General features: G+C 40.8%; 27 protein-coding genes. 1 reads left to right on the top strand and 26 read right to left on the bottom strand.

All coding sequences use genetic code 11. The features are described 5' to 3' along the window. Positions 1-163: 163 nt before the first annotated feature. The 15 genes from asnS to E2R53_RS03220 form a co-directional block, all read right to left on the bottom strand. Positions 164-1,456, bottom strand: a complete 1,293-nt coding sequence (gene asnS / locus E2R53_RS03290; protein ID WP_133310385.1) for an asparagine--tRNA ligase — start codon at positions 1,454-1,456, stop codon at positions 164-166. A gap of 116 nt (positions 1,457-1,572) precedes the next feature. After that, positions 1,573-2,760, bottom strand: coding sequence for a pyridoxal phosphate-dependent aminotransferase (locus E2R53_RS03285; RefSeq protein ID WP_133310384.1), 1,188 nt, complete (start codon positions 2,758-2,760; stop codon positions 1,573-1,575). Between the two features lie 12 nt (positions 2,761-2,772). Continuing rightward, a complete protein-coding gene (locus E2R53_RS03280; protein WP_133310383.1) occupies positions 2,773-3,264 on the bottom strand; it encodes a DUF5590 domain-containing protein in 492 nt (163 codons plus the stop codon). An 11-nt stretch (positions 3,265-3,275) separates the two neighbouring features. Next, positions 3,276-3,446, bottom strand: coding sequence for a YpmA family protein (locus E2R53_RS03275; RefSeq protein ID WP_070878095.1), 171 nt, complete (start codon positions 3,444-3,446; stop codon positions 3,276-3,278). A gap of 232 nt (positions 3,447-3,678) precedes the next feature. Further along, on the bottom strand, positions 3,679-6,495 hold the full coding sequence (gene dinG, locus E2R53_RS03270; protein ID WP_133310382.1) for an ATP-dependent DNA helicase DinG: 2,817 nt from the start codon (positions 6,493-6,495) through the stop codon (positions 3,679-3,681). A 93-nt stretch (positions 6,496-6,588) separates the two neighbouring features. After that, the gene (gene panD / locus E2R53_RS03265) at positions 6,589-6,972 is read right to left on the bottom strand and encodes an aspartate 1-decarboxylase (protein WP_133310381.1); all 384 of its coding nucleotides are present in this window, start codon (positions 6,970-6,972) and stop codon (positions 6,589-6,591) included. Between the two features lie 45 nt (positions 6,973-7,017). Continuing rightward, a complete protein-coding gene (gene panC / locus E2R53_RS03260; protein WP_133310380.1) occupies positions 7,018-7,866 on the bottom strand; it encodes a pantoate--beta-alanine ligase in 849 nt (282 codons plus the stop codon). Continuing rightward, entirely contained in the window at positions 7,863-8,705 is an 843-nt protein-coding gene (gene panB, locus E2R53_RS03255; protein WP_133310379.1) for a 3-methyl-2-oxobutanoate hydroxymethyltransferase, read from the bottom strand. The genes panC and panB overlap by 4 nt, the downstream gene beginning before the upstream one ends. A 271-nt stretch (positions 8,706-8,976) precedes the next feature. Continuing rightward, complete coding sequence (locus tag E2R53_RS03250) at positions 8,977-9,960, bottom strand: biotin--[acetyl-CoA-carboxylase] ligase (RefSeq protein ID WP_133310378.1); 984 nt, start codon at positions 9,958-9,960, stop codon at positions 8,977-8,979. After that, on the bottom strand, positions 9,945-11,144 hold the full coding sequence (locus E2R53_RS03245; protein WP_133310377.1) for a CCA tRNA nucleotidyltransferase: 1,200 nt from the start codon (positions 11,142-11,144) through the stop codon (positions 9,945-9,947). The genes E2R53_RS03250 and E2R53_RS03245 overlap by 16 nt, the downstream gene beginning before the upstream one ends. Beyond that, entirely contained in the window at positions 11,137-12,282 is a 1,146-nt protein-coding gene (bshA, locus tag E2R53_RS03240; protein ID WP_206197346.1) for an N-acetyl-alpha-D-glucosaminyl L-malate synthase BshA, read from the bottom strand. Before bshA ends, E2R53_RS03245 begins: the two co-directional genes overlap by 8 nt. Beyond that, positions 12,279-13,019 (bottom strand): bacillithiol biosynthesis deacetylase BshB1, encoded by a 741-nt coding sequence (gene bshB1 / locus E2R53_RS03235; protein WP_286166049.1) that lies wholly within the window; start codon positions 13,017-13,019, stop codon positions 12,279-12,281. Before bshB1 ends, bshA begins: the two co-directional genes overlap by 4 nt. Further along, the gene (gene mgsA, locus E2R53_RS03230) at positions 12,982-13,410 is read right to left on the bottom strand and encodes a methylglyoxal synthase (RefSeq protein WP_133310375.1); all 429 of its coding nucleotides are present in this window, start codon (positions 13,408-13,410) and stop codon (positions 12,982-12,984) included. The genes bshB1 and mgsA overlap by 38 nt, the downstream gene beginning before the upstream one ends. A gap of 13 nt (positions 13,411-13,423) precedes the next feature. After that, the gene (dapB, locus tag E2R53_RS03225; RefSeq protein WP_133310374.1) at positions 13,424-14,221 is read right to left on the bottom strand and encodes a 4-hydroxy-tetrahydrodipicolinate reductase; all 798 of its coding nucleotides are present in this window, start codon (positions 14,219-14,221) and stop codon (positions 13,424-13,426) included. Between the two features lie 12 nt (positions 14,222-14,233). Further along, positions 14,234-14,563 (bottom strand): nucleotide pyrophosphohydrolase, encoded by a 330-nt coding sequence (locus E2R53_RS03220; RefSeq protein ID WP_070878115.1) that lies wholly within the window; start codon positions 14,561-14,563, stop codon positions 14,234-14,236. Positions 14,564-14,715: 152 nt separating this feature from the next. Between E2R53_RS03220 and E2R53_RS03215 the strand changes: the two genes are divergently transcribed. Continuing rightward, the gene (locus E2R53_RS03215; protein ID WP_133310373.1) at positions 14,716-15,588 is read left to right on the top strand and encodes a YitT family protein; all 873 of its coding nucleotides are present in this window, start codon (positions 14,716-14,718) and stop codon (positions 15,586-15,588) included. A gap of 215 nt (positions 15,589-15,803) precedes the next feature. Here the strand turns inward: E2R53_RS03215 and E2R53_RS03210 are convergent, their stop codons facing one another. The 11 genes from E2R53_RS03210 to E2R53_RS03160 all read right to left on the bottom strand — a co-directional run bounded on the left by E2R53_RS03210 (position 15,804) and on the right by E2R53_RS03160 (position 24,724). Continuing rightward, positions 15,804-15,992 carry a hypothetical protein gene (locus E2R53_RS03210; RefSeq protein WP_133310372.1) on the bottom strand — a complete coding sequence of 63 codons (189 nt, stop codon included), beginning with the start codon at positions 15,990-15,992 and terminating at the stop codon, positions 15,804-15,806. Positions 15,993-16,099: 107 nt separating this feature from the next. Beyond that, positions 16,100-16,399 carry a hypothetical protein gene (locus E2R53_RS03205; RefSeq protein ID WP_133310371.1) on the bottom strand — a complete coding sequence of 100 codons (300 nt, stop codon included), beginning with the start codon at positions 16,397-16,399 and terminating at the stop codon, positions 16,100-16,102. A 372-nt stretch (positions 16,400-16,771) separates the two neighbouring features. Beyond that, entirely contained in the window at positions 16,772-17,581 is an 810-nt protein-coding gene (gene ypjB, locus E2R53_RS03200; protein ID WP_133310370.1) for a sporulation protein YpjB, read from the bottom strand. 93 nt (positions 17,582-17,674) lie between these two features. Further along, on the bottom strand, positions 17,675-18,268 hold the full coding sequence (locus E2R53_RS03195) for a DUF1405 domain-containing protein (protein WP_133310369.1): 594 nt from the start codon (positions 18,266-18,268) through the stop codon (positions 17,675-17,677). Between the two features lie 81 nt (positions 18,269-18,349). Further along, the gene (locus E2R53_RS03190; protein ID WP_133310368.1) at positions 18,350-19,117 is read right to left on the bottom strand and encodes a menaquinol-cytochrome c reductase cytochrome b/c subunit; all 768 of its coding nucleotides are present in this window, start codon (positions 19,115-19,117) and stop codon (positions 18,350-18,352) included. Positions 19,118-19,190: 73 nt separating this feature from the next. After that, positions 19,191-19,865 (bottom strand): menaquinol-cytochrome c reductase cytochrome b subunit, encoded by a 675-nt coding sequence (gene qcrB, locus E2R53_RS03185; RefSeq protein WP_029280290.1) that lies wholly within the window; start codon positions 19,863-19,865, stop codon positions 19,191-19,193. Positions 19,866-19,868: 3 nt separating this feature from the next. After that, positions 19,869-20,378, bottom strand: coding sequence for a ubiquinol-cytochrome c reductase iron-sulfur subunit (locus E2R53_RS03180; protein ID WP_070878123.1), 510 nt, complete (start codon positions 20,376-20,378; stop codon positions 19,869-19,871). A gap of 141 nt (positions 20,379-20,519) precedes the next feature. Next, positions 20,520-20,975: a YpiF family protein gene (locus E2R53_RS03175; protein ID WP_133310367.1), complete on the bottom strand. Its 456-nt coding sequence runs from the start codon at positions 20,973-20,975 to the stop codon at positions 20,520-20,522. Between the two features lie 100 nt (positions 20,976-21,075). After that, on the bottom strand, positions 21,076-22,188 hold the full coding sequence (locus E2R53_RS03170) for a Ger(x)C family spore germination protein (RefSeq protein WP_133310366.1): 1,113 nt from the start codon (positions 22,186-22,188) through the stop codon (positions 21,076-21,078). Then, complete coding sequence (locus E2R53_RS03165; RefSeq protein WP_133310365.1) at positions 22,185-23,276, bottom strand: GerAB/ArcD/ProY family transporter; 1,092 nt, start codon at positions 23,274-23,276, stop codon at positions 22,185-22,187. Before E2R53_RS03165 ends, E2R53_RS03170 begins: the two co-directional genes overlap by 4 nt. Beyond that, on the bottom strand, positions 23,273-24,724 hold the full coding sequence (locus E2R53_RS03160) for a spore germination protein (RefSeq protein WP_286166048.1): 1,452 nt from the start codon (positions 24,722-24,724) through the stop codon (positions 23,273-23,275). Before E2R53_RS03160 ends, E2R53_RS03165 begins: the two co-directional genes overlap by 4 nt. Positions 24,725-24,761: the final 37 nt, after the last annotated feature.

Here is a 24,761-nt window from a genome sequence, read left to right as displayed (position 1 = left end):
TATAACATGTCCAAGCAGAAAAACGGTGATGGACTTTCATGGAAAAGCGGAACCGGCTGTTTAGCTCCCTTATTAATAAAAACAAGGAAATATAAACCCGTTACTGCGAACCTGTAAACAAAATATGAGCCTCCTATCAAGGAGACTCACATTATTATTATTATTATGGATATAATCTGTTAAGCAAACGAGGGAACGGAATGGATTCGCGCACGTGTTCTACGCCGCTGATCCAGGCAACTGTGCGCTCAAGGCCAAGGCCGAATCCTGAATGCGGAACAGATCCGAATTCACGCAGCTGCAGGTACCACTGATATGCTTCTGGTGATAGATCGTGCTCTTCAATGCGCTGCTTTAGAAGTTCGTGATCGTGAATACGCTGTGATCCGCCAATGATTTCCCCGTAGCCTTCTGGTGCGATTAAGTCTGCACAGAGCACGACGTCATCGCGGTCAGGAGCAGGCTGCATGTAGAAAGGCTTAATGCCTGTCGGGTAATGAGTAATGAATACCGGTTTTTCAAAGCTTTCTGCGATAGCTGTTTCATGCGGTGCACCGAAATCATCGCCCCACTTAATGTCATCAAATCCTTTTTCATTCAAGAATTTAATGGCGTCGTCATAGGAGATTCTAGGGAAAGGCGCCTTGATTTGTTCAAGTTTAGCTGTATCACGGCCTAGTGTAGTCAGTTCAAGTTTGCAGTTTTCAAGAACGCTTTGGACGATATAAGAAACATAATTCTCCTGTACAACCAGGTTGTCTTCGAATTCATAAAAGGCCATCTCAGGCTCGATCATCCAAAATTCGATCAAGTGGCGTCTTGTTTTTGATTTTTCAGCGCGGAACGTCGGTCCGAATGAGAAAACCTTTCCAAGTGCCATTGCTGCAGCTTCCATGTAGAGCTGACCGCTTTGAGACAGATAAGCATCTTCATCGAAATATTTAGTTGCAAAAAGCTCTGAAGTCCCTTCAGGAGCGCTGCCTGTTAAGATTGGCGGATCTACTTTTGAGAAGCCTTCTTTGTTAAAGAACTCATACGTTGCACGGATGATTTCATTTCTGATTTTCATCACAGCGTGCTGACGCTTGGACCTGAGCCATAAATGACGGTGATCCATTAAAAATTCTGTGCCGTGTTCTTTTGGCGTAATTGGATAGTTTACAGATTCATGAATGACTTCAATTCCTGTCACCCCAAGCTCATATCCAAACGGAGAACGCTCGTCCACTCTTACAACACCTGTTACATAGATGGAAGATTCCTGGGTGATTGATTTTGCTGTTTGGAAAACTTCTTCAGCTACTTCTGCTTTTACGACTACGCCCTGGATGAAGCCAGTGCCGTCCCGCAATTGCAAAAAGGCAATTTTGCCGCTGGAACGTTTATTTGCAATCCAAGCCCCGATTGTTACTTCTTTATCTACAAATTTGCTTACTTCTTTAATTGTTGTTTTCACGTAATTGTTCCCTCCAAAAACCGGATCTTAATGTATGTACGTACTTGCTATTATACATTTGTTGCATGCTTCGTTCAAACATAAATGTGAGCCGTCAAATGACGGCTCATCTTTTATTAATGAACACTGTTTTCTTTTACAAATCGGTCAATTCTGACTAAAGCTTCTTCAAGTGTATCAAGAGAAGTGGCATAGGAAAGTCTTACGTTGTCAGGAGCTCCAAAGCCAGAGCCTGGGACAATCGCCACTTTTTCTTTTTCAAGCAATGCTTCTACAAAGTCATCTACATTTGCGAACCCTGTATTTTCTGCCGCCTGCTTTGCATTAGGGAAGAGATAAAAAGCTCCCTGAGGCTTTAAGCACGTAATTCCTGGAATAGAAACAAGCTTGTCATAAATAATGTTCAGGCGTTCTTCAAATGCTTTTCTCATCTCTTCCACCGGCTCCTGTGAACCTGCATATGCTGCGATTGATGCATATTGGGCAATGGAAGTCGGATTAGATGTACTGTGGCTTGCAAGATTTGTCATTGCTTTAATGATTTGCTCATTTCCGGCAGCATATCCAATTCTCCATCCTGTCATTGAATGAGATTTTGAAACACCGTTAATGATGATTGTCTGCTGCTTTAATTCCTCAGAAATCTCGGCAATAGATACATGAGAATGTCCGCCGTAAATCAGCTTTTCATAAATTTCATCTGAAACAATCAGCACATTATGCTGGATACAGATGCTTCCCAGCTCTTCAAGCTCTTCTTTCGTGTAAAGCATTCCGGTAGGATTGCTTGGAGAGTTGATGATGACGGCCTTCGTTTTGTCTGTGATCGCAGCTTTTAGCTGATCAGGAGTCATTTTAAACTGATTTTCTTCCAGGGCGTTCACATATACAGGCACTCCATCTGCAAGCTTCACTTGTTCAGGATAGCTTACCCAATATGGAGATGGGATGATCACTTCGTCTCCTTTATTGAGAAGGACTTGAAAAAGTGTGTAGAGAGCATGCTTTGCACCTGTGCAGACAATAATTTCACCAGGTTTGTATGAAAGGTTTTGATCCTTCTGAAACTTGCCGATGATTTCTTTTTTCAGCTCTGCAAGTCCGCCTGCAGGCGTATATTTTGTCTGTCCCGCATTCATTGAATGAACAGCAGCATCAATAATATGCTGAGGTGTATTAAAATCAGGTTCTCCTGCTCCAAGTCCAATTACATCATGTCCGGCTGCTTTCAGCTCTTTTGCTTTTGCTGTGATCGCTAAAGTGGATGAAGGTGTTAATGCAGATACTCTATCGGCTAATTTCATGGATGTGTCCCCCTATTTTTTAATGGCAATATGCTTTCTAATTTCACCATTGCTGAAATTGATTAAATCATATGTATAACGATTTTGATCGTCAATATATTTTACTTCCCAAAGCGGTACATTTTTTTCCATTCCAAGCTTGACGCTTATCACTTTTACAGGATTCTGTTCTGCTTTTACAATTTCCAGCGCCTTTTTTTCAGTTATGCCATCTGAGGCAAGCTTCAGCACAGGCTTTTCCTTCTTGTTCTCAGGAACCCATACGTAAACACCTTTATTGGACTTATTCAGGCCTGTTATCACGTAAAACTGTTTAAGACCATTAAACGTTTCAACACTTTCGGCATTTTTCAGGTCTGTTTCTTTTAATGCACGGTCAATAGCTTCTTCATGACCATCGTTTTTTTGAGCCATCGCTGAATGATAAACGTTAAAAAAAACTCCAAGTGATACAAGCAGAAAAACGGCGGCAGCACTTGCTGTGATTACTATTTTTTTCCCCATGTTTTAAATCCCTACGTTCTGTAAATCGTAAATACGGCTTTATTTTTATCATCCTGATCAAGCGCCAGACCAAACATCAGATTTTCTCTCTTCAATGTCCGATTTAAGCCATCGACAATTTTATAGAGGTCATCTGAATGTTCTACGGTTACGGTTGATAAAATTTCGATTTTACTTTCCATGACCTATTCCTCCTATGCAAAAACAAAAATTGTAACTTATATGTCAGCCGCAAAGGGCAACAATAACAAATACAGACAACAAGATGTTGTTTTATGTACCCATTATAACAGTATCATTATCAATAAGTGAAAATAAATTTTCTCCTACCCACACCATTGCCTGTGCTGCTCACACAGGCTTTTTTTCATGTGATACATATTGCATAATATACAATTTTATCGGCCTGTAAAGCTATTCCGTGTCGGCGGCTGGGTCCTTATGATTCCAGCAGAGAATTTCATCATGAAGCTTCTCCATTGGCTCCACATGGACATCTATCGGCGGCAGGGATGCAATAAAGTGCCTGCCGTACTTTGCTTCTATAATCCGTTTGTCAAATACAAAGAGCAGTCCTTTATCCCGTTCTGTCCTTACTAGTCTGCCAAAGCCCTGTTTGAACTTCAGGATCGCTTCAGGCAGTGAGTAATGATAAAAGGCATTCTTCCCCTGCTTTGTGATCTGTTCGCATTTTGCTGCAACGACCGGATCATCCGGCGGGGAAAACGGAAGTCTGACGATTATCAGCGTTGTCAGTTCATCACCGGGAAAATCCATGCCTTCCCAAAAAGTGCTCGTTCCGAGGAGAATAGCCTGATCAAATTGCCGGAAATTTTTGGTCAGCTTTGAAATGCTGCCGCCTCCTTGACCCATAATCATAAAATCTTCCAGTCCAGAATCAGCCTTTAACAGCTGATGCGTTTTTTTCAGCATATCGTACGCAGTAAACAATACGAGCAGCTTGCCTTTTGTGGCCTTGGCAATCGCTGAAACATTTTTAGCAATAGCTGCCGTATATTCATCAAGCGTCACATGCTGCACGGCTGGAAAATCTGAAGGTATCATTAACTTCGCCTGTTCTTTATAGACAAATGGCGATTTGATCATCAGCGTTTTTGGATAATAATCTGTCAGACCAAGTTCTCTGATCATATAGTCGAAAGAATGATCGACAGTCAAGGTAGCTGATGTAAGGATCACGCTTTTCATCTCTGAGAAAAAACCATCTGCTAATTGCTCTGATACAGAAACGGGCTGTGAATAGACACTGACAGCGTTTTTCGCTCCGCGTGATTCAATTTCAATCCATTTGACAGCATCTTTCTTTTCCTTGAAAAAAAGTGTGTCCAAATCCTGGTATGCAGCGGCAAATTTATCAAGAACGGCAAAATATTCATATAAAATAAAGGATTCTTCTTCATTTTTTATCTTGTGAAAATCTTCTTTTTGTTTATTCATGATTGTCATCAAATCATGGAGCTGAAATTTCACTCTGGCTGCAACCTCTAAAATAGCCAGCCATTTTCTGCTCTGTTTTTGATTGTGTTTAAAACGATGAGTGATCCGGTTTGTTTGCACATCTTTTTCATTTTGAAGTACATACCTGTGCAGTGTGCTGAATAGCATTCCATTATCTTCAACGAGCTGTTTGATTATGACATCCATTTCAATAAAGGCATCATTTAATCCATTTACCGAAAAAAGATGCTGTGTTCTTCTAAGCAATCCGTCTGTATAAAGGTTTCCAAGCTGATTGGTTAAAGCCTGCAAGGTTAAATAGTGCATCCTTGTGCCTAAATGTTCGCAGGCGATTCGCTCAAAATGATGTGCTTCATCAATAATCACTTCTTCTATATCATCAAGAAAATCACTTGAGGACGATATACTTGATAGCAAAAGAGAATGATTTGTAATGACAACATCTGCTTTTTTGGCGTTTTCATATGCTCTTTTGTAAAAGCAGCGCGACAGCCAGGGGTTTTTAGCAGAATTTGATGATTTCTCATCATAATGAAGCCTTTGCCAGAGCAATTTTCCGCCAGACGGCAAATTCAATTCATCAAAATCCCCGGTCTCTGTTTCGGTCAGCCATATTAAGAGCTGTGCTTTCGTTAAAATATTATCATAATTATAATCATCTTCATTCAAATATTTTTCAAATTTACGCAAGCATAAATAATGGGATTTCCCTTTAAGAACCGCCATATGAAACGGCTGGCTGACGGCTTTTCTCAGCATAGGAAATTCTTTTGCCATGACCTGCTGCTGCAGAGCGGTTGTATATGTACTGACTAATACACTTTTTTTCTCAGACATTGCATAGAAAATGACAGGAATTAAATAAGCAAGTGTTTTGCCTGTTCCTGTGCCAGCTTCTATCAAAGCATGCTGATGCGACCTAAAGGACTCATGTATTTCATTCATCATTTTCACTTGTTCTGTACGTTTTTCATATTGCTCAAATTGTCCCGCAATTGGTCCATCGCTGCTCATCAGCCGATTTGAAAAGGTCTCAAAATTCTCTGATATCCTGCTGTTCTGATCATCAAGAATGTCTTTAGATTGGCTTCTTATTGCGATTGAACGAAATACTTCTATGTGTTCAGGTTCTTTTAGATCAAGCAGTCTCTCAGAAATAATATCCTCCAGAACATCTTCAATATCGCTTATAAACGAGCGTGATAAACGCTTCAGCGCTTGAAGAGTGACTGGCGGCAGACATGCTGCTTTTTTGAATATATGAATAAACAGTTCTCCTGTCACTTCAGCGTCGCTGTCGGCACGATGCGGATTGTCATGCTTGATGTTCAGCTCTTCGCACAGCTCAGACAATTTATAGCTGTCCGCTCCAGGGAAAACAATTCTTGAGAGCTCGACTGTGTCAAGCACAGGACCGGTAAATCTCTGCAATCCGCTGCGTTCGAGTTCTTCTTGTATAAAGGAAAGATCAAAATGAACGTTATGCGCCACGAAATAAGCATTACTTAAAAGAGACGAAACCTTTTCAGCGATAACTTCAAATGGGGCTGCATCCTTTACCATCTCATTTGAAATACCGGTTAATTGCTCAATAAAAAGCGGTATAGGCTTCAGAGGATTGACAAAGCTTGAAAAACGCTCTGCCACCTTGCCGTTTTCAATCACCACGGCTGCAAGCTGAATGATCCTATCCCCTTTTTTTGGAGAATTTCCAGTTGTTTCAACATCTATTACAACAAATCTTTGTTTCATTTTGATACACCTCAATTAATCGAAAAACCAATAACGTTATTTTACCACTTATAAAGCAAAATCCCCCAAACAATCGGGGGATTTTTAAAAAAATTATAAAATGGTTGCCGCAGGCTCCTGGCCGAGAAGTTCGACAATCTGATTTTTTTCATTCATGATGGCTACTTTAGGTTCATGATCACGGACCTTTTCTTCCGCTACCATTGCATACGAAATGATAATAACAACGTCATCTTCCTGTACAAGTCTTGCTGCTGCGCCGTTCAGGCACACAACGCCAGACCCGCGCGGACCAGGAATGATGTATGTTTCAAACCTGGCACCATTGTTGTTGTTGACGATTTGCACTTTTTCATTAGGAAGCATATCAACGGCATCCAGAATATCTTCATCAATCGTGATGCTGCCGACATAATTCAAGTTTGCTTCCGTGACTCTTGCACGATGAATTTTCCCCTTCATCATTGTACGAAACATTATGATCTCCTCCACTGCTGTTCTCTATATAAATTTCATTCTTTTTCAATTTAATTCGATTGTCATATTATCAATAAGCCTTGCTTTTGTAAACTTGACAGCAACTGCGAGAATCAAGTTCCCCTTCAATTCCGTCAAGGTCTCAAGGTCAGGATAGGAATAGATCTCCACATAATCAATTACGCCATCTGTATGAGCCGACAGATAGGATGACACGGATTTGATAACGGCCGCCGGGGATTTTTCCCCTTTCACCATCATTTCTTTTCCTGCCTGCAGGGCTTTATAAAGATGCGGGGCCTGCTTCCTTTCTTCTTCTGATAAATAAACGTTGCGGGAGCTTTTTGCAAGTCCGTCTTCTTCCCTTACAGTCTGAACGGGAACGAGCTTTACAGGGAAATGAAAGTCTGAAATAAGTCCGCTGACAACCGCTGCCTGCTGTGCATCCTTCATTCCGAAATATGCGCGGTCAGGCCCGACCAGATTAAAAAGCTTAGTTAACACTGTTGCTACACCATCAAAGTGGCCGGCTCTTGATTTTCCGCATAAAACGTCCGTCCGCTTCTCTACTTTGACTGTAACGGAAGGCTCGTTTTGGTACATTTCGTTCACTGATGGAGCAAAGATATAATCTGCTCCTGCCTCTTCGGCAAGACGTGTGTCCCTCTCCATGTTTCTCGGATAGGAATCAAAATCTTCATTCTCTCCAAATTGCAGTGGATTGACGAATATGCTGATGATCAGGATATCATTCTGTCTTCTTGCCTCTTGCATTAATTTCAGATGTCCTTCATGAAGAAACCCCATTGTCGGGACAAAGCCAATCGACTGCTGTGAGTTTTTATGCTCTTTCATAGTCTGCTGCAGTTCTTTTATTGCTGTAATGATTTTCATTTGGCTTGAGTTCCTCCATATAGAGACTGAAGTTCCTCATCTTTCATCGTAAAGGTATGTTTTAGCTCAGGAAATTGTCTGCTCTTTACTTCTTGTACGTATTCATTCAAAGAAGTTTTAATTTGTCCGCCGATGTTCGTGTACTGCTTTACAAATTTAGGCACACGGTTCACACCGTATCCGAGAACGTCGTGATAAACAAGCACTTGTCCATCTGTTTCGGATCCTGCACCGATTCCTATGACAGGAATGGTTAATCTATTTGAAATTTCTGAAGCGAGCTGTCTTGGCACACATTCAAGCACTAAAGCGATTGCTCCCGCTTCCTCGCACTGTTTTGCGTCATGCATTAATTTTTTTGCACTTTCAGCATCTTTTGCCTGTACTTTATAACCGCCAAGTACACCGACTGACTGCGGAGTCAGCCCTAAATGGGCAACAACAGGAACCCCCGCACTTGTAAGCGCTTCAATAATTGGAAGCACATCATCAGCACCCTCAACCTTTACAGCATGTGCCCCGCTTTGCTGCATAATTTCAGCTGCATTTTTTAAAGATTGCTCTTTTGAAAAGTGATAGGACATAAACGGCATGTCTGTCACAATGAAAGTAGAAGGCGCTCCTCTTTTGACAGCCTTTGTGTGATGAATCATATCACTGACTGTAACCGGCACCGTAGAATCATAGCCGAGTACAACCATGCCAAGGGAATCACCGACTAAAATCATATCCACGCCAGACTCTTCTGCAAGCTTAGCTGAAGGATAATCGTATGCGGTAAGCATCACAATCGGTTCATGCTGCTGCTTCATTTTCATAAAATCCAATCTTGTTTTCATTTTTTCCCCTCCCATTAATTGCAGAGGAATTTCATAACCGAGTGACATGAAAAAACCTTCTTCAAATAGGAAGAAGGATTATACTCATCGTATCCAGCCGGTTTTTCATCCCTCTGTCCCAGTCCGCATTCCGGATCAAGGCAGAACTTTTATTCAAATATGTGATAAAACTAAGTGCAGGTGCAGTTCCAATTAAGGATACTACCCGCCTAGAATTATAACAGAAAATAAAAGGGGATACCAATTTATTGTTGAACGCACTAGTTAACGATTAAGACTGAATTTCGATATCTGCAGAATAAATTTTTTCAATTTTGCCTTCGGCTGTTTCAAGAAGCAGCACACCTTCATCATCAATACCGATGGCACGCCCGCGAATGGTGCCCTGAAGGGTTCTTGCAATGAGAGTTTTATTCAGGCTGATGGCGTAACTTTCCCACAGCAGCTTTACAGGTTTAAATCCATGAATCAAATAGCTGGTATAGAGCTTTTCGAAATTCTTCATGATGGCCTGAATTACCTGAGCCCTGTCAGCCGGTTCTCCTGTTTCCTCAGCAATGGAGGTAGCAATTGCCTGCAGCTCCTCAGGGAATTGATCCAGACTGTGATTGACATTCATTCCGATTCCAATGATGACAGAATGGACTCTGTCTGCTTCTGCCTGAAGTTCCGTCAAAATGCCGACAATCTTTTTGCCGTTTATCATAATATCATTCGGCCACTTGATTTCTGGTGTAAGTCCTGTCACTTCTTCAATCGCCTGGATAAGAGCGACAGCAGTCAGCAGGGTTAGCTGCGGTGTTTTGTTAATCGGAATCTTCGGTCTGAGAATCATGCTCATCCAAATGCCTGTCTGCTTTGGAGAGTACCACGCCCGGGCGAGTCTGCCTCTTCCGCCTGTCTGCTGATCCGCTACGACAATTGTTCCTTCCTCCGCTCCATCCCCCGCTAATGAGTGGGCAATTTTTTGTGTGGATGAAACAACCTCTTCAAAATGAATATGACGGCCCATAAATTCTGTCTTCAGTCCAAGCTGAATTTCATTGCCGCTGATTTTATCAGGCTTATGAGTGATTCTGTAGCCGCGCTTTCTCACAGCTTCAAGCTCATACCCTTCGCTTCTTAAATCTTCAATATGCTTCCAGACTGCTGTTCTTGAGCAGCCAAGAGTTTCACTTAGTTTCTGGCCGGATAGAAACTCCCCTTCAGCTTCTGAAAAAGCCTGCAACAATCGTGTTCTTAAATCAGATTGCACGATGCTAACATCTCCTTAATAGCTTCCTTGCTGTTTTCGACTTCATCGTTCACAACTGCGAGCTCAATCTTTTTAAGTAATTCGCCCATCCACGGGCCTGGCTTTTGACTGCTGATCTTCATCAGGTCAGCTCCGCCAATCGCGAGTTCATTTTTAGAGTGAATCGGCAGACTCTGGTAAAGTGCTTTTAGCTCTGCCGTTCTCTCGCAGGACAGCGCTTTCCCTTTTATTAGGCAATAAACAGCTTCTACTTCAAGGGTGCAATGCAGGCCTGCCTCGTAAACGGACAGCCTTGTCCATTCACTCTTCTTGCGTTTTTGTAAATATAAACTATTTTTAGCGATCATCTCAATTTGGCGATTTGAAAGCTTCCAGCTTTTCAAAAATGCTTCTATGCTGTTTATTTCCAAAACATCCAGCAATGCTGTCCAGCGTTCTTCGGTTGAAGACAAGCCATTAATTTCCAGGGCACAAGCCTTCAGCAGATGCTGTTTTTTCCCATCTAAACCAGGAAGGTAATCTATGATGCCTGTTTCTGCAACAAGCTTCAAAGCTCGCCCGCTTCCGTCTCCTGCCATGATTTTTTCAAACTCCGCCGTCTTTCGCTCGACAGATATTTTTTCAAGCAGGTGCGTTTTCTCACAGATTGCCTCATACGTATCTCCGCTTAAAGAGAAGCCAAGCTGGCTTACAAAGCGCACCGCTCTCATCATTCTCAGTGCATCTTCAGAAAAGCGCTCATGCGGACTGCCTACAGTCGTAATCAGCTTTGCTTCGGCATGCTCTTTCCCTTGAAAATAATCAATGATTCTTCCTTCATCATCCATAGCCATCGCATTTACAGTAAAATCCCGTCTTTTCAAATCTTCCTTCAGGGAAGATACAAATGTGACCCCGCTTGGTCTGCGATTGTCTTCATATGCAGACTCCGTTCTGAAGGTCGTAATTTCATAATGGATGCCGCCAACAATCACAATCATTGTCCCGTGCAGAGATCCAATATCAATTGTTTTTTCAAAAAGAGCTTTCACTTGTTCCGGCGCTGCAGAAGATGCGATATCTACATCTTTAATTTCCTTTTTAAGCAGCTGATCCCTTACAGAACCGCCCACAAAATAGGCTTCAAAACCATGTTCTTTTAACCTTCGGATCACCGGAAGCGCGTCTTGAAATTCTTTATTCATCACGTTCACCAGAATCCAGCAATCCGTAGTAAAGATCCTCGTACTGCTTCACGATGAGGCTTGAATGAAATTCTTCCTGGGCAATTCTCACAGACGCAGATGACATTCGTTCATAGAGCTGTTTATCCATTAATATCGAACTTGTTTTTTCGGCAATTGCTTTAATATCCCCTACATCACATAAGAAACCTGAAATTCCATCTTTAATTACTTCAGGGATGCCCCCGATGTTTGTTGCGACACAAGGCACACCGCATGCCATTGCTTCAAGAAGAACCAGACCGAAGCTTTCCTTCTCAGATAATAGCAGTTTCAAATCACTGATCGAATATAGCTCTTCCAAGTGATTTTGCTTCCCAAGAAATAGAACGTTTTCTTTAATTCCAAGTTCTTTGACCAATTTACAGACTGATGTCATTTCAGGACCATCGCCTACAAGCAGAAGCTTTGATTTGACTTTGTCTAAAACACGCGCAAAAACACGGACAACATCCTGAACCCGCTTCACTTGCCGGAAATTTGAAACATGGATGATGACCTTTTCGTCTTCTGAAATCCCGTATTCACTTTTCAAATGAGCTGCATCCTGTTTCTGATAAATGCGTTCATCAATAAAATTATAGACCGTCTGAATTTCTTTATCAGGGTTCAGCAGATCATAGGTTTGATCAGCAAGAGCTTTTGAAACAGCTGTAACAGAATCAGAAGCTTCTATGCCAAACTTGATCATATTTGAAAGGGATAAATCATGTCCCAAAACCGTTATATCCGTTCCGTGCAGCGTGGTGACAATTTTCAGATGATCGCCTGTCATTTGTTTGGCCAAGTGCGCGCAAATCGCGTGAGGCACAGCGTAGTGGACATGAAACAGGTCTAGTTCTTCACGCTTTGCGACCTCGGCCATTTTACTTGCAAGGGCAAGATCATACGGCGGATGTTTAAAGACAGAATACTGATTAACCTCAACTTCATGGAAAAAAATATTGTGATACATTTTGTTTAACCGGAAGGGTCTGCTTGTTGTGACAAAATGAATCTCATGTCCATTTTCAGCAAGCTTTTTCCCAAGCTCCGTCGCTACCACGCCTGAACCGCCGACTGTAGGATAGCATGTAATGCCTATTTTTAATTTCTTCATAATCTGTCCCCTATTAAATCTTTGTCGAGCAGAATCGGGGATTTTGTTAAAAATCCCTCCGCATACTTAACGCCTGCCTCTTTGCCGAATAAGCGCTCACGGCTCTCTACACTTTCTATGTATCCATTAATTAATGGGGTGATTAAGGAAGAATCACTTTTAATAAACTGACTTTCATATGCTCTTAAACTTGAGAGTTTTTTATCCATTGTATCAGTAATATCGACCACGAAATCCGGCTTATGGTACCCATTAATCATGTAATAATATAGGCGGTTTACACGATGAGGGGGAAGGCCTCCGGGTTCGCTCACTTTTTTCACACCGGCTGAAAAACTTGCTTCTTCCACCAATTTCGCGCAATTTCCGTGGTCGGGATGACGGTCTTCATACCATGGAACAAACACAAGACGGGGCTTGTATTCCCGGATGACTGATACAATCTTTTCAATATATTGTTCTTTCAAGTATAGTCCTCTGTCTGGCAAATTGAGAAAAATACGTTTATGTATGCCGAGTATACTTGATGCACGTTCTGCTTCTTCCTGCCTGAGTTCTACAGTACCGTTGGATGATAGCTCTGCTTCTGTTAAATCGCAAATGCCAATTTTGAAGCCCTGCTCTGCGTATTTTGCAAGAGTTCCTCCCATTCCGATTTCGGCATCATCAGGATGAGCTCCAAAGGCAAGGATATCAAGCTTATTCTTTTCCATAGTCGTCATCGATTTCTTTGTCATTTACAATTGATCTCCATTTCAAATCACCGCGTTCAAGGCCGCGGATTAGGATTTCAGCAGTTCCCATATTTGTCGCAAGCGGAACGGCATAAACATCACATAACCGGATAAGGGCCGTAACATCAGGTTCATGCGGCTGCGCTGTAAGCGGATCTCTGAAAAAGATGACCATATCCATTGCATTGTTTGCGATGCACGCTCCAATTTCCTGATCGCCGCCAAGTGGTCCAGATTGAAAACGGTGAATACTAAGCCCTGTAGCTTCAGAAACTTTAAAACCGGTCGTTCCTGTTGCATATAGCTTGTGCTTCTCAAGAATCCCTTTGTAAGCAAGCGTAAATTGGATTAAATCATTTTTCTTCTTATCGTGAGCAATGAGTGCAATATTCATCAGACATTCCCCTTTAGTCGATTAAATTTTCTAGCCCGTAAACCAATACATCAAGTTTCATAATTTGCTCTACGCATAATTTTACGCCTGACATGAAGGATGCCCGATTAAATGAATCATGACGGATGGATAATGTCTGCCCGTCCCCTCCGAACAAGACTTCCTGATGAGCGACAAGCCCCGGCAGGCGGATGCTGTGAACATGAATTCCCTGATAATTTGCTCCCCTTGCTCCCGCTAATGTTTCTTTTTCGTCAGGATGACCCTGTTCTTTTGCCTCTCTCACTGCGGAAATCATTTCAGCTGTTTTCAGTCCTGTGCCAGAAGGTGCATCAAGCTTTTGATCATGATGCATTTCAAGGATTTCTACATCACTGAAGTATTTTGCGGCCATTTGTGAAAATTTCATCATTAAAATAGCTCCAATGGCAAAGTTCGGTGCAATAATGGCGCCAATCCCTCTGTCTTCTGTCAGTTTTTCAAGTTCCTTTAAATCGGCATCCGAAAATCCCGTCGTCCCCACAACAGGTCTTACTCCATATTCAAGTGCTTTCTTCGTATGGATTTTCCCGATTTCAGGTGTTGTCAGATCGATTAAAACGTCCGGCTTCGTTTCGGAAAAGCATTTCTCAATATCTGTGTAGATCATGGCATGGCTTTTAAAATCATCTGCTTCGCTGAGCTTTTGTCCTTCAAATTTATGATCAATGACCCCCACAAGTGAGAAGTGTTCCGTTTCTTCCACAAGTTTAACGGCTTCTCTTCCCATTCTTCCCCTAGGTCCTGCAATAACAATTTTGATTGTTTCCATGTCTGTTTCTCCTTAAGAATCTATTTTGGTCCAGCGGTCTTTGTCTCTTGTATTAAACTTCTTCATCACAAGGTTATGCGCTTCTTCAAGATCAATATTTAAAGAATTGGCAAGACAGATTAAGACAAATAAAATATCGCCCGCTTCTTCCTCTATCTTTTTTTCCTGTTCTGTCTGCTTTTTTGGTTTTTCACCGTATGTATGATTTATCTCACGGGCAAGTTCGCCCATTTCTTCTGTTAACCTCGCCATCATGGCAAGCGGACTGAAGTAGCCTTCTTTAAATTGCCCAATATAGTCGTCAACTTCTTTTTGGAGATCTTTCATCGTTTTATTATTCATGATTCTTCACCTCAACTTCATTCCTTTCCATGTTAGCGGGTCTCAGCCTTTTTGACAAATTTTTAGGTCGTCTTTCAGGCTCAGATTGCACCTTTTGTTTCCATCATCTATAATATTATCGCTAAGACTTAGAGCAGAGGATGATGTACAGCATGTTCACTCAACTGAAAATACGAAATATTTTCTTTATTTTACTCGGTTCAGCTATATTTGCATTTGGTTTAGTTCATTTTAACATGCAGAACAATTTGGCTGAAGGCGGTTTTACCGGAATTACCCTGCTTTTATATTTTATTTTCGATATTGATCCATCCATTTCAAATCTCGTGCTGAACATTCCGATCTTTTTCATCGGCTGGAAGCTGCTTGGCAGGACAACCTTCCTCTATACCATTATCGGAACAGTCGCATTATCGGTATTTCTATGGCTGTTTCAGCGTTTCCAGATTTATATGCCGCTAAAAGACGATCTGACTCTTGCAGCTTTATTTGCAGGGGTATTTATCGGTGTCGGACTTGGAATCATCTTCAGATACGGGGGTACAACCGGAGGAGTAGATATCATCGCCCGGCTTGTACATAAATATAAAGGCGTCAGCATGGGCAAAACGATGTTCATGTTCGATTTTGTCGTCATTGCCCTCTCTCTTGTCACTTATTTATCCTATAAAGAAGCGATGTATACATTAGTTGCAGTATTTATTGCGGCGAAAGTCATTGACTTTATGCAGGAAGGTGCCTATGCAGCCAAAGGAGCTACCATTATATCAGAGCGCAACGGGGAAATAGCTGACAGAATTATGCAGGAGATGGACCGCGGTGTAACCATTTTAAAAGGTCAGGGATCTTTCTCAAAGATGGATCGCAACGTTTTGTATTGTGTAGTCGGCAAAAACGAAATTGTCCGGCTTAAAATGGTCATAACCTCAGTTGATCCACATGCATTTGTTGCAGTAAGCGATGTGCATGATGTGCTTGGCGAAGGATTTACATTAGATGCGGATAAGAATCCCATTCACCGATAATTATTTAAAAATAGTTCAAACAAAAAAGCCTCTCTGCTGGTAACGGGTTCTGTTTTGAAGTACAAACTTCTAATAAACAAACAAAATGGTAGAGTTATTTGTAACAGAAAAAACAATTATATTTGCATTAAAAATGGTCAGTGGCTGATATGCCTCTGACCATTTTTTATGACGATTCTTCAATTAAAGCCCCCGATTGTTAAGTAAACATAAATTTATTCCGCATCCCTAATTACGATTTTGGATAGAAGCGCAGATAAAATAATTGTTGTTCCGGCAAAAATTCCAGCATACAATCTACTGTCCCATTCTATAAAAGAATCTGAAATTGTAATTACAGTTGCAGCAATAAAGGACATAAGTATCATTTGAGGGATATTTAATTTCATTTTAAACTTTTCCATTGATAGCTCCTTTTTGGACCGTACAATTTTCTGAAGAATAATATTTTTAGAAATAGACATATCTTATTCCAGATAAGCCCCTGATAGCTTAACATTAAAAAAAATTTTCACTTAATCGGGTTACTATTTTCAATTCCAATTTTCTTCTTTGTAAATAAACCTATTATCAATATAATAATTCCATTCAAACATACAGCAAATGAAAACAATATTCCTCCTAATGCTTGAAATCCACCTCTGCCTATTTCACCTAAAATCGTTAATGTTGCGAAGAAAACCAGGGGACTTAACACTATAATTGTAATTCCAGCCAAAATTCTCTCTTTTCTGAACTGCTTTACAAATTGAAAAGCGATGATATTAAGAAATACAATCAAAATTATATATATAACAAACTCAAACTCCATTAGGAAAAACTCACCCCTTATAAATTTAATGTTTAATCAAAGATCTTAAGATAAATAACTCGATATCCTTGTTCAATAATCCTGCCCTTTAATGGAATAACTGATATTTCCATTTTATCATACATACTGCCCTCAGTTCTTTTTTGTGTGCCTTAAAGTGTATAAGAAATCGCATCACATAATTTGAGGAACAGGAAGTTCTGTCATCTACATTTTAGGGTGCATTTTGCATTACAAATTATGAAGATAGCAAAAACGCCGATAAATCAAGAAAAAAGGAGTTACAAAATCAATACGATTTGGCACTCCTTTTGATGTGTAATTTTTAGTTTTGTACTCGAAAACCGAACCCGTTACTCTGCTGGAGGCTTTTTATTTGTTCATATCACGTTCACGATTCATTTTCTCTTTTTCGCCTCTATACTTCCGCCATCCCGTATAAGTAAGCGACATAAAGATGATGCTGCCGGTTGATATCATGACCCACCATAATGAAGGATCGGCTTCGTCTTCTTTTACCCGATTAAACAAATCCTGCAATTCCTCCTCCATCAGTGCAAGCTGATTCACTTGAGATTCTACTGGTATTTGAGTAAAAATAGCATCTTCTACTACGGATCTATGAGCGTCCATTCTTTTAAGCTGTTCTGAGTCGACATCCATCATCATACTGGGATAAACGGTTTCATAAAGCGAGACGAATTCAGCCCAGTTCTGCTGAAAGGACTGATGATCTCCGTTTTCAACATCCCCTTTTACTTGAGAAAAAGCAGACATGACCGGCTCTTCCATTGAACTCCATAGAGGCTGGTGTTCTGATGCTGCCGCATCCACCACAAGTCTCAGCTGAATAAGCGCTCTTACCTTCTCATCAGGAGTGATGCTATTCTCCAGCAGCATTTTAGCTGCTGTTTGCTGTGATGCTGATATCGTACGAATCTCTCTTGCTGAAATGCCCCCGTCACCTTTTACAGACTTTTCAAACTCTCTTTGAAAATAATCAATAAGCTGATGTGATTCTTCAAAACGATTTTGCTTTGACAGCTGAAGTGCTGTATCGGTGAGTTTATTTAAATCGTCCCATTTATCCGTGTGTTCAGCCTGATGATCAGCTAAAGCCCAATACGGCAGTGCGACTATCATAACAACGAAAACCGCCATCACGATCATTCTTTTTTTCATCCTTGTCCCTCCTACAGCTTCTACTAAAAAAGTATGAAAAAGTGGACAAGGTTAGACCACCTTTTTACACAAACATTAAAAGGCGGTCTGCAGCTAAAGAAGATTTAGTTTCAGTGAGTTCTTTCTGACGACAAAATAGTATGCGAGATAAATGGAGAAAAGGCTCAGCCAAAATGTGAAATATCCGATTTCAGGCAAATAGTTCATCAGAACACTGTATTTGGGCATCATGCCAAACACATAGTCTATGATTTCATTATGCAGTGTCCATACAGCAGCAGCAGCTAAATGCCACGCCTTAAATCTGTAATAAGGGGCATACAGAAGTCCCTGTACAGCCATGCCGAGGTGAGAAAGTATGAGCATATAGCCGACCGGATCCAGAACACCTGTCTCATTAAGCACCAGCAGGTTCATTACAACTGCCCAAATCCCGTACTTAAAAAGAGTAATGATGGCAAGTGCTTCAATCAGGGGGAGATTTTTCTTAAATAAAAAACCAAGCATGACGATCGTGAAAAATAGGCTTGCTGTTGGGCTGTCAGGGACAAACGGGAGAAAAATTGCCGGTGTCTCGTATAGCTGGTACCGGTACCAGTAGTACCCATAGATCGTTCCAAACAAGTTGACGGTGAACATCATAAACAAAAAAGGCTGTTTAACAAGAAGGTATTGAAACCACTTCATCTTTGTTCAACTACTTTCATTCTCAAATGTGAATCTATCCTTAAACGTAGAAAAAAAGCTGACTTTTGGTCAGCTTTTCACTTATTTTGCTGTGACACTTGAAACAAATTCAGAAAGCACTTTCAATTCTTCATCCGTGCCTTTAAAGATGCCAGCCGGCATTCCGCCCTGACCTTCTTTAGCGATTTTTGCAACTTCTTCAGGACTTAAACCTGTATCCACCAAAGATGGACCGGCAGCTCCTCCTGCTAAGTTATCGCCATGACAGGAAACGCACGTTTGTTCAGTGAAAATTTTGTAGCCTTCAGATTCTTTATCAATTTCAGCTTCAGCTTTAATCTTCCCTTGTTCTGCAGCTGCTTCCCAGTCATGGGTGGCAACGGATTCCCAAGTTAAGAAAATAGTTGCTGCAACACCAAGCAGCATCATACCTACAGCTACAGGACGTTTCGAAGGCTTGCGTTCAGGGCCGCGGTCAATAAACGGCGCAAGAAGCAGCGCTCCGAATGCAAGTCCTGGCATAATGAATGCCCCGATTACAGTATAAGGACCTGCGGCATACGTGTATTTCAGCAATTGATATAAGAATAAGAAATACCAGTCCGGCAATGGAATGTATCCAGTGTCAGTCGGATCTGCAACACGTTCAAGCGGCGATGGGTGCGCCACAGTCAAACATAAATACCCGATCAGGAAAACGGCGCCAACAAGCCATTCTTTTAATAAAAAGTTTGGCCAGAATGCTTCTGTTTTACCTGGGAATTCAGAATAATCTTTTGGAATATTCGGTTTTCTTTCAGCTGGAACACGTGAATCTCCAACAAATTTCATCCCTTTTCCGCGATGCATGATTTCCCCTCCTTCTTTGGCAGTTACGCAAATGAACTAGAATGCACTTGCGGATTTTATCTTATCGATTATTTTATAGAGGTCCAGATATACCCTGCTTGCGAATCATGATGAAGTGAGCTCCCATTAATCCAAATAGAGCTGCCGGCAGGAAGAACACATGGATGGCAAAGAAACGCGTCAATGTCTGTGCACCGACGATCTCAGGATGGCCTGCAAGCAATGTTTTTACTTGAGTGCCGATAAGCGGTGTTGCTTCAGCTATTTGAAGACCAACTTTTGTGGCAAATAGCGCTTTCATATCCCAAGGCAATAAATAACCTGTGAAGCCTAACCCTAACATAACGAAGAAAATTAAAACGCCAACTACCCAGTTAAGTTCACGAGGTTTTTTGTAGGCACCCTGGAAAAATACCCGCAATGTATGTAGGAACATCATAACGATGACGAGACTCGCTCCCCAGTGATGCATGCCGCGGACAATTTGTCCGAAAGCGACTTCATTTTGCAGATAATAAACAGATTCCCACGCATTTTTGATATCGGGAACATAGTACATTGTCAAAAACATGCCTGATAAAACTTGAATAACAGTTACAAAGAACGTCAGACCGCCAAAGCAGTATACGAATGCTGAAAAATGGTGCGCAGGATTTACGTGCTCCGGCACTTCATGGTCAGCTATATCCCGCCACATCGGCGTAATATCTAAACGTTCATCAACCCAATCATAAATCTTGTTTAACATTGATTACGCCTCCTTTCGCGGTTTAGCCGAACCAAGATACAAAAATCCATCCTTCACTTCACTCTTGTATACATCAAGCGGAGCAAGCGGCGGTGTTCCAGGAACATTCGTGCCGTCTTTGTCATATAAGCCATAATGGCATGGACAGAAAAATTTGTTTGGATTAGATGGATCACTATTCCAGTTAACTGTACATCCTAAATGCTTACAGACAGGAGAAAGTGCAACAATATCCCCTTTTTCCGTTTTAAATACCCAAGCCGATCTAGGTTCTTCAGACTTGTGCCAAGCATCAACTTGTTTAATTTTAAAATTAAAACGCGTTGGTTCGTTCGTAATTTCATCGACACTCACTACCTGTACAAGGTCTTGCTCTTCGACCTTTCCAAGTACAGGGTCGAGCGCAAAGCGAACCATTGGCATCAGCATACCCGCAGCCATGAAACCGCCTACACCAGTCAGTGTATAGTTGAGAAATTGCCGTCTTGAAACACGATGTTTTTTCTCGCTCATCATTTTCCCCCCTCTATCTTAAGCTGAAGTCCGTCAGGACATACGATAAAACCATATAAAACTAGGACAATCTCATGATATATCAATCTTCCAGTAAGGTCAATATTATCCTTTTTTGGAACTTTAAAAATGTAAGGGTTTTTATGAAACCCTCCAGGATTGTAAGAAAATGTTCAAAATTTGACTTACTTGATCCTCAATCATTTTCCTTTTCAGGGACTCGTCCATATGTTCCATAGGAATTGGAGGAAGATAGATTACGCTGTCCTTATGCGTTCCGTCTTCATTTTTCCATAATTCATCACTCGTCACGAAAAAAATATGGTTGAAATTGTCCTTTAATTCATGATACCATTGTAAAATTATTTTTTCTCTGTCATGCATTTGTCCGGTTATGTACGTGCAGGCAGGAAGCATAAAGATTCTTCCTTTAAGCTGGCGTTCCAGATCTTCTGTGATCAGCGTTGTATACTCTCCCTCTGCCGCCAAAGATTTCAGATTATCTCCAAATCCGATTTGAACGAGCGGGATAATGGCAGTATCTACATATTCCTTTGATTGAAGAAACATGCTTGTGTCTTCTGATGTCCATTTCATGTCTTACAGCTCCCTCTGCTTATTATGTAATAATTATAAAGGTATTATATGTGTTTGTTAATAAGCTTTTGAAAATGAGGGAGATATTGGCTTTTCTGTTTCATTGCGAAGAACCTTTTGTTCCAAAATCCATTTTATCAATTCTTACATTATATGTAATTTTCGCTTCGCTGAATTTTTCATCCCACTGTTTTCCATATTTTCTCCAAAAGGCAGGATGCTGATTTTTAACATACTGAAATAGCCCGGCCACGCCTGTTTTATAGTCGTGCTGCAGTGTATAGATTAAGTCATTCACCTCCCTTTCAATTGTCTTTTCCACGATTTCTTCAATTCCTTTTTGATACCCTTTATCGAAAGAATTCTCCTTTTCATACCAATCCTCCGCTAATCTGCCTTCTACTCTGATGAAGACATCGATGAAAAGACGTCCATTCTTAATCTTCGTCTTTATTTTTTTGCTTCTCAATTTAATCACTTCAAAGCCAAATGGCTTATCATGATGAACAGCTTCAACGGTGCCTCCTTCTACTGACCCATTAAGCCAGGAGAGAGCTGATACTTCATCTTCTGTTAGATTTTCACCTACCAGTTTTCCATTGTTGATTACACCGGCACCCTTTAATTTTAAGTTGCCGTTTTCTAAACCTACAATCTGAATGGCAAAGCTTCCTTCAGACTGCAAGCGGGCAGAAGCTTCACCAAGCTTAAGCGGCGGCAAAATTTTATTTGTTTTTTTTCGATTTTCTGTGAGTTCATAGATAATATTAGATGGGATTTCTTTATCTGTTTTTACTGATAAAAGCTCTGATGCAGGTTCTTCCGTAAGAAATATGTATAAGCTTCTTCTTGTTTTATCATCCCTGATAAATTGATTGATGACTGTATCCAAGGGAGTTTCTTTAATAACTTCTTCATTAATTAAAACGATCCGCTGATGTTCGCTTGATATTGGCTTCGTCTCTAAAGAGACATTTCGAATCGCTTCATGCACAGTTCCACCTTGAGTTGTAATATTTTTATACCCAGCTCCCTCACCCTGGCCAATTGATCCGCTTTTCGGCAAAATGATTTGCTGAACTAATTGCACCCCTTCAACAGGATCAATCTTATCTACACCTGTCCCCACTACAAGGGAAATATCTTCAATGTTTTGGCTGTCCCAGCATCCTGTGAGCATCAGTGTAATAACTATAAGGAGAATTTTTTTCATAGTTTTATTAGCTTCCTTTTCAAAGCGACCGTTAAAAACGTTGCGATTGGAATGACGAGAAAGACAATTTGAAACATTTTTCCGACTATTGTGCTCATTTGAATAATTTCAAGTGTATTACTAGGTACGCAGGCTAATAGAAAAAGGAGCGGAAGCAGGATAAGCACGTTCGTTTTAAAAGTTGTTTTAAACACATGAGTCATTCCGTACGCAGCTAAATAATAGTACATGGATGTAGTGGTGAAGAACTGCAGAATCCAGGTTGTCAGCAGAAACGATTCGAACCGCTCAATAAAAATGCCCCTCACTTCAAAGGACTGCACAAATGAAATAGTCGGCCATGTCACAGCTTTCACTTCTTGTTCAGATAAACCTGAAACAACTAGAACATACGTTGTAATATATAAAATTAATGGAATGGCAAAACCGATTATCAAACCCTTCTTCAAGTTTTGTCTGTTTTTTGAAAAGGCTGAAATGACAAGAAAAATTTCCACTCCGATAAAGGAAAGAATCACCGAGTTTATCCCTTTGAATATGGGAGAGAACCCATCTCCCAAAATCGGTTTAATATTTTCAATATCAATACTTTTAATACTGAAAAAATAGATAAGAAACAGTTCAACAATTGCCAGAGGAAGAAAGACACTGAAAACCTTTGTTATACTTTGCAGCATGCCTAAAACCAAATATGCACTCAAACATATCAAGGTTAGAATAACGACCTGTACCGGTGTTGTTGAAAGCAGGAAAAAACGGACCATTTCACTCATTGCAACAGCTTCAAAGCTTGCTACACCCATGAAGTACAGGATGATAAATAGCTGGATTGCTTTTGAAATCCATAATCCAAACCCTTCTCTTGTATATTGAAAAATATCCTTCACCTGATGTTTTTTAAAGAAATACAGGACAAGTAAAGCAAACAAGATTGCTAGGATTCCATCTATTATTAACACGATCCATCCATCCGGCGAATCAATTTCTGCTGTAATCGTTCTTGGCAAAGTGAGCAGTCCGACTCCAAGCATGGCGTTGCTTACAAGCATCGCTACTTGAAAGACCGAGAGATTATCCATTTGCTTCATTTTCGGGGCCTCCTGCTAATTACCTTCTTTCGCCTGAATGGCAGCCTGACTAAGATATCCCTTGCCATGCTCGGGTTAAAAATCGTTTCCGGCGTGAAATAAGGAGTGTTAAAGCTTGACAGTCTAGATAGGTGTATACAAATTAAAATAAAAAATAAAGTCGTTCCATAAATCCCAAGCACTGCAGCAGCTGCCATAGCTCCAAAGCGCAATAATCTAAAAGCTAAGGCAAAACCATATTGAGGTACGGTAAAAGATGTGATGGTTGTGATTGAAACAATGATGACCATAAGGGAGCTTACAATGTTGGCTTCAACTGCGGCTTGACCAATTATAACCCCTCCGACAAGGCCAATTGTCTGTCCGATAGGAGAAGGAAGACGAATTCCTGCTTCCCTTAGCAATTCAATAGTAATCTCCATAATCATTGCTTCAACAAATGGCGGAAACGGCACATTTTCCCGGGTTCCCGCGATAGTGATTGCAAGCTCAGTTGGAAGCAGTCCAGGATTAAATGAAACCAGGGATATGTAAATAGCGGAAAGAAACAAAGTAATAGCCACTGAAATATATCTGAGCAGCCGCAGAAAAGATCCTGCAGCCCATCTTTCATAATAATCATCAGGTGATTGAAATAGCATATCGATTGTCGTTGGTGCAAGTAAAGCAAAGGGCGATCCTTCTGAAAATATCACTACCCTTCCCTGTTTCAGGGCAGCAATAACTCTGTCTGGACGTTCTGTGTTCTGAATCTGCGGAAATGGAGAATAAGGTGAATCCTCAATCAGCTCCTCGAGTATGCCTGAATCTTCCACATTTGTTGTTTGCACCTTCTCAAGCCGTTTTTTCACTTCATTTATCAGCTCTTCATTGGCTTTTTCTTTGTTATACAGATAAACAATCCGTTTAATACTGCTATCTTCCTCAATTTCGATTTTTTTTGCGATAATAGACTGATCATTTGCCAGCTGACGTATAAGCCCTAGATTTTCATCCAGGCTTTCTATGAAACCAAGCTTCGGCCCCCTTACGATCCGTTCTGATGTGGGTTCTGTAAAGCTTCTCAGCTTCTCCTTTTCAGTATCTATGACAAAAGCAGTGGAAATTCCATCAACTAAAAGAACAGTCTGCCCGGAAAAAATATGTTTAAAGACATCTTCAATCGTGTGGATTTCCTGCTTTTTTAAAGGATTTACTTTTGAAAAGAAGAGCTGGGAAAAAGAGTGATTAAAATCCGTCATAAAATCAATCGATGAAAAGGAATTGATCATTTTAAGTTGTTTATTGCTGTCTGTCATTCCAGACAGATAGAGCATGACACACATTTTTTGATGCGCTTGAATATAAAATTCTTTTTTCTCCAAATCTGTACTCTCAGAAATAATCGGGGCTAAACTTTCCAGATTCTCTGTTAATTGAGTTCTGAGCAGGGTATTATGACTCATCATGTGTTCTCCTCAGGCTTTATCGTTTTTTTATTATTTC

This window comes from Peribacillus frigoritolerans, from assembly GCF_004358755.1.
In the GTDB taxonomy this organism is placed as follows: domain Bacteria; phylum Bacillota; class Bacilli; order Bacillales; family Bacillaceae; genus Bacillus_P.
The sequence above is the reverse complement of the archived record's forward strand: the minus strand, read 5'-3'. Positions and strand labels throughout refer to the sequence as shown.